The 10204-nt window shown below is 56.7% G+C and carries 9 protein-coding genes; 7 read left to right on the top strand and 2 right to left on the bottom strand.

The features are described 5' to 3' along the window. The first annotated feature begins 248 nt into the window (after positions 1-248). From AAE514_RS03850 to AAE514_RS03840, 3 genes are read left to right on the top strand one after another with little or no spacing between them, the layout of a single operon-like run. A complete protein-coding gene (locus AAE514_RS03850) occupies positions 249-527 on the top strand; it encodes a type II toxin-antitoxin system RelE/ParE family toxin (protein ID WP_347330186.1) in 279 nt (92 codons plus the stop codon). Further along, positions 527-820, top strand: a complete 294-nt coding sequence (locus tag AAE514_RS03845; RefSeq protein WP_347330185.1) for a HigA family addiction module antitoxin — start codon at positions 527-529, stop codon at positions 818-820. The genes AAE514_RS03850 and AAE514_RS03845 overlap by 1 nt, the downstream gene beginning before the upstream one ends. 23 nt (positions 821-843) lie before the next feature. Continuing rightward, on the top strand, positions 844-2247 hold the full coding sequence (locus tag AAE514_RS03840) for a hypothetical protein (RefSeq protein WP_347330184.1): 1404 nt from the start codon (positions 844-846) through the stop codon (positions 2245-2247). A 44-nt stretch (positions 2248-2291) separates the two neighbouring features. Here AAE514_RS03840 and AAE514_RS03835 read toward each other — a convergent pair whose 3' ends face one another. Next, a complete protein-coding gene (locus tag AAE514_RS03835; protein ID WP_347330183.1) occupies positions 2292-4016 on the bottom strand; it encodes a cellulose binding domain-containing protein in 1725 nt (574 codons plus the stop codon). 484 nt (positions 4017-4500) lie between these two features. On the opposite strand from AAE514_RS03835, the gene AAE514_RS03830 reads away from it, so the two are divergent. Then, the gene (locus AAE514_RS03830) at positions 4501-5439 is read left to right on the top strand and encodes a YihY/virulence factor BrkB family protein (RefSeq protein WP_347330182.1); all 939 of its coding nucleotides are present in this window, start codon (positions 4501-4503) and stop codon (positions 5437-5439) included. Between the two features lie 259 nt (positions 5440-5698). Continuing rightward, a complete protein-coding gene (locus AAE514_RS03825; protein WP_347330181.1) occupies positions 5699-7006 on the top strand; it encodes a GGDEF domain-containing protein in 1308 nt (435 codons plus the stop codon). A gap of 16 nt (positions 7007-7022) precedes the next feature. Here AAE514_RS03825 and dbpA read toward each other — a convergent pair whose 3' ends face one another. Next, positions 7023-8423, bottom strand: coding sequence for an ATP-dependent RNA helicase DbpA (dbpA, locus tag AAE514_RS03820; RefSeq protein ID WP_347330180.1), 1401 nt, complete (start codon positions 8421-8423; stop codon positions 7023-7025). A gap of 272 nt (positions 8424-8695) precedes the next feature. Between dbpA and AAE514_RS03815 the strand changes: the two genes are divergently transcribed. Continuing rightward, a complete protein-coding gene (locus AAE514_RS03815; protein WP_347330179.1) occupies positions 8696-9553 on the top strand; it encodes a PA4780 family RIO1-like protein kinase in 858 nt (285 codons plus the stop codon). Positions 9554-9645: 92 nt separating this feature from the next. Then, complete coding sequence (locus AAE514_RS03810) at positions 9646-10179, top strand: YaeQ family protein (RefSeq protein ID WP_347330178.1); 534 nt, start codon at positions 9646-9648, stop codon at positions 10177-10179. Positions 10180-10204: the final 25 nt, after the last annotated feature.

The following is a 10204-nucleotide window of genomic DNA, read 5'->3' as shown; positions in this document are numbered from 1 at the left end:
GCATGAGATAATTCCTCTAGTTGTCGTGCTCGGTATAAGCACGTAGGGGAATTATCTCAGCTCTCGAATTCTAACTTTGCCGCGGAGCGGCTTCGTTCAACAATTTGGTAAACTGCGACGCCCAACCTCCGCCTCATTTCGCGCATGGCTTGCGCCACTCTATGCGCTACATTACGCTCCCGGTCGGGTGCGTGTTAACAAGGCGTTGTGCGGGTTGACACTGTTGCGCAACGCGATACACTATACCAATGATTAAGTCATTCAAACACAAGGGATTAAAGCGCTTCTACGAGACAAGTAGCGCTCGGGGCATCCAGGCCAAGCATGAGAAGCGTCTTCGAATGCAACTGGCAGCACTGGATACCGCTAAGGAAATCAATGATTTAGATATCCCTGGGTATAAGCTTCACTCCCTCAAGGGTGATAGGAAGGGCCTTTGGGCAATTACCGTGAATGGGAACTGGAGGCTTACGTTTGAGTTCTCTGACGGCAATGCCTATGTGCTCGATTATGAGAATTACCACTGATGAAGATGTATAACCCCCCACACCCCGGTGAATTCATTCTGGCGACCTATATGGAGCCTTTTGGCCTCAGCTGCCGTTATTTGGCGGGGCGGTTGGATGTATCGCCCTCCACCTTGAACCGTCTGCTTAAGCAGCAGAGCGGTATCAGCCCGGAAATGGCGCTGCGCCTTTCCAAGGCACTGGGCCGGACGCCTGAAAGTTGGCTGGCGATGCAAGACATGTATGACCTCTGGTTAGCCGGAAAGAGTGTTAAGCTAGATAAGGTACAAAAAGTTGAACTCGGTGCCGCATAACCAAGCCATAAATAGGGAATGGCGTGTTCTCACTAAGACGTAAAGGCGATTATCGTTTGCAGCTGACCCGCACCTTAAAGAGGCCGGGGCAGTACCGGGTGGATCTGTATCTGTTTACTCCGTATGAAGGTCGATTCTCCGAGTGGACGCTATCCGAGCAGCAGTTTTTTTTCAATTCTTTAGAGCACCGCTTTCGCTTGCTGGGCCAGCTGGATAAGAGCCGAACCAGCAAGGTCGGGAGCTCGTTCGCGCTTCTCTCCCCACATTACGAGATCCGGTATGGTTCTTGGCTTTTCCAGTATCGGGCCTCAATGGATCACCTGCGGCAACAAATTCAGGAGGCGGAGCTTGCCAATGAGCCGGTGAAGCGTGCTCTACGTTTGATTCAAAACTTTGCGCAGCGCCTGCGTAAGTCTAACCCCGAACAAAGTAGTCACTTACGCTATTTTAGGCTGGTCGATGTGTACTTTTCATGGCACGCGGAGCAGTTCTTGCTTGAGTGCATGACGATGGACGGATTTTCAGAGCTTGAGCAGGCGCTTCGGGACGCAATCAGCGAGTTTTTACAACAGGAACATCGCTATCGGCGGGAAATGAAATACGTCCCGGATTTCCGCGGTACCCCCACTCGGATCTGGAACCGCATGAGCCTATACCTCAGGCTGTTGGAGTTTCCCGTGGTGCTGCGCTCGAAGGTGATAGAGCTAGGCTCCGGTACGCGCAAGTTGGTCAAAGCGGGCTCGACCATGCTGATCATGTCATTATTCACCTACTTCTTGTTCAATGCTCGGGCAAGTAGCCAACAGCTATCCCTGGCGCTTCTCTTGGCCATTGCTCTGACCTATGCCCTGCGTGACTTGCTGCGCGACGATATGATCACTCGCATTACGAGCTGGTTACGCAAAGGTCGGCCGCGCTGGAAAGTGCGCTTATTGATGCCCTACACCAACAAGTTGCTGGCTTTGCAGAATGTTTGGCTGGACTACCGCAAGTTGCCCGATTTGCCGCACCGGATACTGGAGCACTCCAAAACGTGGGCGACCAATGAGGAACGGCAAGTCATCTGCTTTCGCTCGGTGCTGAATTTGGATAAGGCAGCGTTGGTGCAGAATCAAATTCAAGAGCGCCTTAGCCTGGATTGCGAAGAGCTTTGCTCGATGATTCAAGCCGCCAGAAATAGGGTCTTCATGTGGGCTGACGAGGGTGATCCCGCTTCTCCCGTTGAAGCTCACCCCATTGACAAACAACATGATTACGACCTGCTGCTGGTATCTTCTGAGGTCAGTCAGGGTTACTCTTCGGCGCAACGGTGGCGACTGAGGTTGGGCACCGCCGGCATCGTCAAGTGCGAGAGCAAGAAGACGCCCTGGCCCAGCCCAGAGGAACAGCAAAAGAAACGTGGGCCGGGGCGCCAGGGCAATCCTTAGCGTTTTAAACTCCGTTAATCGGTTGAGGGGTAACCGGGGTTTCCTCAGTTACAAACGTTGTAGGAGCCCCCACTAACGTTCAGGTTAACCCAATTGATATTGTCACCGCAGGGGCTTTCTCTCACGTTGGTGTTGACGATGTCGAGGTTGGCAATGGTCACGTCGCTGGTATTGGGGAACTCTGAGCGCGCGGCGATCCGTAGCTCCCCACCGCTGTCGATCTGCCCACCATTGATGCGTACGTTGTGGCAGTTCTCAAGCAGAATGGAGTTGTTCCCGTTATTGGCCAGATCGATCTCCTCGATTTCCACACCACCGGAGTTTGACACACAGAAGATACCCCGACCGCCGCCACGGGAGACGACGCGACCGACCTGAATGTTGGTGGAGTAGCCGCCGTTAATACGCCCATTCTCATTGGCAAAACGCAAGGTGGCGTACCCAGTGCCGGTGGCGACGTTGTCGCCGTCTACCAGGTCGATGGTGGCGTTGCGGCTGTTGTTGAGTAAGAGGCCGGCATAGGCGACATTGCGCGCGACTACTGTGCCTATCTCCAGGCCGTCCACGTTCCAGGTTTCCACGCCGTGATTGTTTGTGCCGGACACATACACGTAGTCCATGGTGACGTCGGTGCTGCCGGGCAGGTCGCGTTCGAAGCGAATGCCCAAACCGCCGTTGAGGCGCAGGTCAATCTCCCCTAGGTGCAGATTGTGAACATCGGCAAAACGCATCCCGAAGTAGGGGCTGCCGGTCATGTTCAGGTAGGGAATGGAGACGTTGCGCTCGCCAATGGCTTGTACGGCGCCGCGCCCGCCGACGTTGCCTACGTCCATGGTGCCGCACACTTCGAAGATAATATCGCTGGGCAGATCAATAGAGTTGTCTCCAATGGAGCCGTCCGCAAACACTGTCACCCGCTGACCCGGGGAAAGGCTGTCGATGGCGCTGCGAATGGCGTTGAAATAGTTGCCACCGACGCCGTTGCCATTGACTTGGTAGTTTCCTGGGCTGCCACTAACACGGGCGTCGGGATCACCCTCGCCACAGGCTCCGGTGGGCCCGTCACTGGATGAGCTGCTTGAGCTCGATGAACTGGATGGCTGGCTGGAAGAGTTCGGGCTACTGGAAGAGGCGTTGTCACCGACGACTCCATAGGGTTCGGGCTGGGACTGACAGGTGCTGGGGGCGATACAGCTTTGCTGCCCCTCCCAGCCCCAGCCACTTTGTGTCTGCTCGCACAGGGGGTACTCGGTACCGTACCAGTTACATAGCTCGCCTGCCGGGGAGTCGCCCGTACTGGAGGAACTGGAGGTCGGCGAGCTGGAAATGCTGGAGCTGGAACGGCTCGAAGAACTTGAGGGGGCACTGGAACTTTCGTTGGACTGGCCGGAGCATACATCGCCGGTCACCGCGGGTGTCTCGATGACGCCACCGTTCGCCACCCCCTGAAAACCGAACGACACGGTCTGCCCCGGCTGAATAGTCGCGTTCCAGCCACTGTCGGATGCAGAGTAAGGGTTGCTGCCGCTGAGGCTGGCGTTCCAAGCGTTGGTAATTTCACTGCTGTCGTACTGCCAGTTCACCTGCCAGCCCTCAATCGCACGGCTCCCGGTGTTGGTTATTTCTACGGCCGCGGTAAAACCGGAACCCCACTCATTGTCGATAATGTATTGGCACTCGGCGGCTTGTGCGCTCGCCTGCCCGGTGCTAATAATACCCAGCCCAAGCAGCGCGGCCAGGGCGTAGTGTTTACCATTGTGTAATTGCATTGTTCTCTCCTGTTATTCGTAAAGTCGACAATCGCGTTCTTTTGCGAGGGAGTCCGCAATCGTTGAAACCGGTTACATAAAGCATGCTTAGAACCCTCGCGATTCGCTCATGTCAACAACTTGGGTGAAGAAAAGAAGGGCTATCGTAAAACCGCGATAGCGGTCCGAGGGGTTATAGCACAACGGTTTCCGGGGTGTCGAACCCAGCCGTCACAAACCCCGTTGGTCAGACGGTTCAGCTTTAAAAAGTGTGCGCTGAGCGAGGTTTTGAGCGGTTAATGCTTTTTTACACGCCACGTGGGCAACGCTTTCCGTTGGCGGATGAGCACGCTCGGATGCTTATGCTACAGTGAACCGTGATGTTTTTGCTGCGCTTGTGTAGGAGATGTGCCTCTCGTTGTCGTGCCCGTTTTAACATAACAGAAATTGGCCTGCCGAGAGGTGGGTTACTCGCTAGGCTTCAAGGCTGAGGTAGCTTCGACCCATGGATTTCAAGTTCTACGACAAACTCCCCGCTCCGGTGAGACACTGGCTTGGCATCTTGAGTGCCGCGAGCCAGAACTGGTTGGAAAGCCAGGCCTTTATTTACGCCGCGGCGCTGGCGTTCTTTACCGTTTTCTCCATCGCCCCGATTCTGGTCGTGGTTGTCAATTTGGTCGGGCTGGTTATCGGCGAGAGCGCTGTCCAGGGCAAGCTCTTCGGCCAGCTTGAGGGAACAATTGGACCGGAGGCGGCAGGCGTAGTCCAGACGGCAGTGATTAACTCGCAGATTGATCAGAGCGGCATTTGGCCGGCGTTGATTGGGATCGTCGTCACCATCATCGGTGCCACCACGGTTTTCGCTCAGATGCAGCAATCCCTCAATCAAATCTGGGATGTTGCGCCACGGCCGTCTAGAAGTGGTTTGTGGGTATTCGTCAAAACCCGATTGCTGTCGTTGACCATCATATTGGCCATCGGATTTATCCTGTTGGTCTCGCTGATCTTGTCGGTGGCCTTGCGGAGCGTTATGGCATTCGCGGAGGAGTGGTTGCCGGTTCCGGGCTGGAGTGTGGTGAGCGTGGAACTGTTGCTATCGCTGGTCGTGGTTACGCTTTTGTTTGCCGCTATGTTTAGAATCTTGCCGGACGTAGTGCTGTCTTGGCGAGATGTCCTCCTCGGTGCGTTTATTACCGCCGTGCTGTTCACGGTAGGCCGGTCTCTGATCGCTATTTACCTTGCCTATACCGCCACGGCATCCACCTATGGCGCCGCTGGTTCTCTGGCCCTGCTCCTGCTCTGGGTGAACTACTCCTCCATGATTCTCCTGTTCGGGGCGGCGTTTACTCGTGCGCACCTTGAAGGCAGAGGCATGCCCATCCGGCCCAAGAGCACGGCGGTGTGTGTGCGTCGAGAGTTGGTCGATGAATCGCGGGAGTGTTGAGGTAGAAGCCTTCGCTGTCTTCCCACTGACTGCTTTGGCCGGCGGCACGGAGGCCGCATGACCGGTCATTTGAAGGCTCCCGAGGGGAGCGGATGCTTGCTCAGTCCCTCGCTTATTTCTCTTCCGAATGGCGCAAAAATTGTTATGGTGTACTAGACTAAAGCGTGAAGGGCTTATCGTCTATACTCCTACTGCGGCACCAGTGTTTGCGCCGTAGCTTCAATTTCCTTGCTGTAAAGTACTCGGGAACTCTCTGGCCATGGCGTTGCGCTTTACCCTCGAAAAAGCTCTGGCGGTCCTAATCCTGCTTACCGTGGTGGCCGTGGTCGGCGAGCGGGCCATTCTAAAAACCACCTTGACGTTGGACGCGAGCGATTACGTGCAGTCGCACTATAGCGACCAACAGCAGGAAAAGGGGGGTAGTAGCTCTGAACTGCTTGAGGCAGAAGCTCTGGAAGGACGTTGCGAACTGCGTCCCGGGATTAACTATCCCTTTTGCGGCTTTGAGCTGATCATCGATGAAGACCGGGTTGATGGTCTGGATTTGCGCAACTATGACCATCTAAAACTTTGGTTTGACTATCGCGGCCCCACGCCCACCGTTCGGTTTTATATGCGCAACCATGACCCCGTCTACAGCACTCCGGAGATTCTCGACAGCACTAAATATAACCAGTTGATTTTCGACGCGGACCGGGCGCGCGGCGGGGAACCGCTTGAGTTCTCCATGACCGATTTCTTTGTGGCGAGCTGGTGGTTCCAACGTCACGGCTTAAAACCGGAGATGACCCAACCGCAGTTCGATAACATTGTGATTATCGAAGTGCAAACGGGTTCCAATCATGAATTCGGCGAACATTGGTTTCGCCTGGAAAAGGTGGAGCTTACCGGCCAGCTATTATCCAGCGAAACTTGGTACCGGGGCATTATGGCGATCTGGGTCACCCTCGCGCTTGGCTTTCTGGGAGGCCGCTTGGTGCTGGTACAACGCGAGCTAAAGCGCAAGGCTGAGCGCGAGCGGGAGCTGATTGAAATCAATGCCTTGCTCGATAGCCGAGGGAAGGACTTGGAGGAGCAGGCCAAGACCGATCCATTGACCGGGGCCTTTAATCGCAAGGGCGTCGAAGAGGCGGTCAGGCTGGGGCTGGAAGACTGGCGCCGGGAGCGTAAGCCGCTTTCGGTAATCATGTTTGATCTGGACCACTTTAAGAAGCTCAACGATACCTGCGGCCATGCCGTGGGCGACCGGGTTCTGACCCAGTTATCCAGCTTGGTGCAGGAAAATGTGCGCAGCGGTGACCGCTTTGCCCGCTGGGGCGGGGAGGAGTTCGTGTTGGTGTGCAGCAATACCGACTTGAGTGATGCCAACCGTACCGCGGAAAAACTTTGCGCCCTGATTGCCGCCCACGATTTCGGGGAGACCAACGGCCTGAAGGTCTCCGCCAGCTTCGGCGTGGCCAGTTTGTGCGAGGGCGAGTCTTTGGACGAGCTGTTTGACCGAGTGGACGAGGCCCTGTATGACGCCAAGGGTCGCGGCCGCAATTGCGTGGTGGTATCGCGGCGCTGATCAACGCGAATTGGGGCTACAGCAGCCGTACCTTATATTTCCGCCCTTTGATCTTACCGTTGGCCAAGCGTTTTAGGGCGTCTTTGGCGTGGTCTCGCGCCAGCGTGACAAACGCACTGTAGTCCGTTATGTCTATTTTGCCGACCGCTTTGCCGGGGATGCCCGCCTCGCCTGTCAGGGCACCGAGGACGTCACCGGGGCGAACCTTGTCTTTGCGGCCACCGGCAATCACCAGGGTCTTCCGGCCGGGCAGCATGGAAAACTCAGGGTCTACTCTGAGTTCACTGGGCCGTTCCAGTTTGACGGTCTTCTCGTCTCCCGGCGCTTTTTCCTCCTGGGAGGCGCCGATTTTGTCGAGTTTGTAGCGTTCCTTCTCTTCGAGCAGGCTCAGTGCCAGGCCGTGTTTGCCGGCCCTGGCGGTGCGGCCGATGCGGTGGGTGTATACGTCAGGGTCCCGCGGCAGGTCGTAGTTCACCACGGCCGGTAGGTCTTCCACGTCCAGGCCCCGGGCGGCGACATCGGTGGCCACTAGAATGCTACAGCTCTGGTGCTTGAACTGCGTCAGCACCTGGTCGCGCTCCCGTTGTTCAAGGTCGCCGTGCAGGGCCAGGGCGTTAAACCGACGGCTGTCCAGGTAGCGGGCCACCTCCTCCGTAGTTTGTTTCATATTGCAGAAGATAACTGCCGAGGGTACTTGTATATGCCGCAGTACCTGGATTAAATCCTCCAGCTTGGTGTCTTTGCTGGATAGAAAGAAGCGCTCGGTGATGGTGGCCGCCGTCAGCTGAGATTCCACGTTAATCCGTTCCGGGTCGCGCTGAAACTGGCTGCTAAGCGCCTCGATGTTCTCCGGGTAGGTGGCCGAGAAGAGCAACGTCTGGCGGCTGCTGGGGGTATGGGTAATAATGGTTTCCATATCCTCCATGAAGCCCATTTCCAGCATGCGGTCGGCTTCATCCAGAACCAGCATTTTTACCCCCGAGAGGTCCAGGGTCTGCTTGCGCAGATGATCCTTAATTCGCCCCGGCGTGCCCACCACGATGTGCGCGCCGTGCTCAAGGGAGCCGATCTGTGGCCCAATCGACTGGCCGCCACTCAAGGTCACCACCTTGATGTTCTCCTGGTAGCGCGCGAGGCGCCGGATTTCCGCGGCCACCTGGGTGGCCAGTTCCCGTGTGGGGCACAGCACCAAGCCCTGTACGCCAAAGTGACGAGGGTTGAGCTGAAGCAGCAGCGGAATGCCAAAGGTGGCGGTTTTTCCGCTGCCGGTCTTGGCCTGGGCGATCAAGTCTCGCCCGGCTGTGGCTTGGGGCAGCGCCTGAGCCTGAATTGGCGTCATCGACTGGTAGCCCATATCCTTGAGGTTGGTGAGCAGGGCGGGGGGTAGGGGCAAGTCGGCAAAGGATGAGCTGGTCACGGGTCTCTCTAGCGGTTGGCGGTGAGAAAGTGGGGCCTGCAGTATACAGAGGTTGAGGGGCTTATGCTGGCGCTCGGCCCCGTTGCCGGCAATGCAGGTGCCAGGAAGGCCCCCAAAGCGGCACAAGAAACCGTAATGGAGGCGAATTCTCGGGCGGATTTCGATATAGTAGCTGACTTGGATATAGTACCTTAATAGCCCGCACCGATAATCGAGCACGCTCGTAGTGCCCCCGCTAGAACACTCCATACCACCAGTACTTGAAACGTTTTATGAAGATACCGAAAAGATTACAACCGCTCGTCGATGACGGAATGATAGACGAGGTCGTGACCCAGCTGATGAGCGGCAAAGAGGCGCAGGTGTTCGTGGTCCGCTGCGGCGAGCAGTTATGGTGCGCCAAGGTCTTTAAAGAGGCGAAGAAGCGCAGCTTCAAACAGGCCGTCCAGTATCAGGAAGGCCGAAAGGTCCGCAACAGCCGTCGGGCCCGGGCCATGGCCAAGAAAACGCGCTATGGCCAGAAGGAGCAAGAGCAAGCCTGGTTGAGCGCGGAAGTGGATGCGCTTTACCAGCTGTCGCAGGCGGGGGTGCGGGTACCCCAACCCCACGGCTTTGTGGATGGCGTACTTCTGATGGACCTGATTCAAGATGAAGAGGGCCAAGTGGCGCCTCGGCTTGATGAGGTCACACTCTCGCCAGAGCAGGCCCGGGATTACTATGCCCAGTTGATGGCCGATGTGGTCCGCATGCTCAGCGCCGGCTTGATTCACGGTGACCTGTCGCCCTTTAACGTGCTGGTGGATGATCAGGGCCCCGTTATTATTGACTTGCCGCAAGCGGTGAATGCAGCCAGCAACAATAGCGCCGAAATGATGCTCCAGCGGGACGTGGACAATATGCGCCGCTATTTCGGGCAGTTCGCGCCCGAGCTACTTAAGATGGACTATGGCAAGGAGATTTGGCACCTGTACGAAGAGGGCGAGCTTCACCCGGAGGCGCGCCTTACCGGCACCTTTGAACCGGACACCGCCGAGGCGGACGTCGCTGAGCTTATGGCCGTAATCGAGGCGACTAAAGAGGAGGAGGAAGACCGGCTAGCGCGAGAGCGCGCCGATCGCGATGAAGATTGACCTTTACTGGTGTAGGGGGGCGTGCCTCGGTTAATTTCTGCCGCTGCCGACGCCCCTTAACGACTCGCTTCGCTCCCAAGCAGGACACATTTATGGCTTTAAGGCCAACAATTTACAAGTTGAAAATTTCCCTTTCGGATTTGGACCGCCATTACTACGATACCCTTAACCTAACACTGGCCCAACATCCCTCGGAAAAGCTGGAGCGGATGATGGCCCGAGTGGTGGCCTACTGCTTGAATGCAGAGGAAGGGTTGGCTTTTTCCAAAGGCGGCCTGAGCGAGCCGGATGAACCGGACCTGGCCACCTACGAGCTGGACGGTAGGCTGTCGCGTTGGATCGACGTGGGCGAACCGGCCGTTGACCGCCTAAAGAAGGCCTGTCGGCTTACCTCTCGGGTGAGCGTCTATAGCTTTAACTCTAAGTCCGAGGTCTGGTGGGCCCAGAACCGCGAGAAGCTCGCCACTCTGCCCCTATCGGTTTACCAGCTCCCTTGGTCGGACATTCAGACCGTGGCCTCCATGGTGGAGCGGGTAATGGCGTTGTCGGTGACCATCAGCGGCGACGCCGTGCACGTGGCAGCGGACAGTGGCGAGTGTGAGCTGCGGATCACGACGCTCCAGTAAGCGCGGGTCAGCGATGGACAATGAA

Origin of the sequence: Marinimicrobium locisalis (assembly GCF_039822625.1) — a bacterium.
Classification (GTDB): domain Bacteria; phylum Pseudomonadota; class Gammaproteobacteria; order Pseudomonadales; family Cellvibrionaceae; genus Marinimicrobium; species Marinimicrobium locisalis.
Note: the sequence above shows the minus strand (reverse complement) of the source record. Positions and strands in the feature narration are given on the sequence as shown.

What these genes read in the sequence shown, in the direction of transcription:
- AAE514_RS03850 (WP_347330186.1), top strand. Translation starts at nt 249, where the DNA reads ATGATTAAGTCATTCAAACACAAGGGATTAAAGCGCTTCTACGAGACA.
- AAE514_RS03845 (WP_347330185.1), top strand. Translation starts at nt 527, where the DNA reads ATGAAGATGTATAACCCCCCACACCCCGGTGAATTCATTCTGGCGACC.
- AAE514_RS03835 (WP_347330183.1), bottom strand. Translation starts at nt 4,016, where the DNA reads ATGCAATTACACAATGGTAAACACTACGCCCTGGCCGCGCTGCTTGGG.
- AAE514_RS03830 (WP_347330182.1), top strand. Translation starts at nt 4,501, where the DNA reads ATGGATTTCAAGTTCTACGACAAACTCCCCGCTCCGGTGAGACACTGG.
- AAE514_RS03825 (WP_347330181.1), top strand. Translation starts at nt 5,699, where the DNA reads ATGGCGTTGCGCTTTACCCTCGAAAAAGCTCTGGCGGTCCTAATCCTG.
- AAE514_RS03815 (WP_347330179.1), top strand. Translation starts at nt 8,696, where the DNA reads ATGAAGATACCGAAAAGATTACAACCGCTCGTCGATGACGGAATGATA.
- AAE514_RS03810 (WP_347330178.1), top strand. Translation starts at nt 9,646, where the DNA reads ATGGCTTTAAGGCCAACAATTTACAAGTTGAAAATTTCCCTTTCGGAT.